Below are 278 nucleotides of genomic sequence, written 5' to 3'. Positions count from 1 at the left end.
CTCGCCGTCGGCTCGGTCGTCGGCTGCAGCAGCGGCGACAAGGGTGCCGCACCCGTCAAGAACGAGGACGGCTCGACCGTCGTCGACATGTGGGTGTTCGCCGAGGTCCACGCCGACTACTACGAGGCGATGGCCGAAGCATGGAACGACGCCAACCCCGACAACAAGATCGACCTCGAGATCACGATCTATCCGTTCGAGGAGATGCACAACAAGCTGCAGCTCGGCCTGAACTCGGGAGACGGGCTGCCGGACGTCGTCGACATCGAGGTCAACAA

The 278-nt window shown here is 63.3% G+C and carries 1 pseudogene; it reads left to right on the top strand.

Annotation, left to right across the window (positions count from 1 at the left end):
- Window positions 1-278: pseudogene (locus tag SB658_RS23420) on the top strand (ABC transporter substrate-binding protein); the annotation flags it as partial.

This window comes from Bacillus sp. SIMBA_008, assembly GCF_046535495.1.
GTDB lineage: Bacteria > Bacillota > Bacilli > Bacillales > Bacillaceae > Bacillus > Bacillus subtilis.
This window is presented reverse-complemented; position numbering and strand designations above follow the sequence as displayed.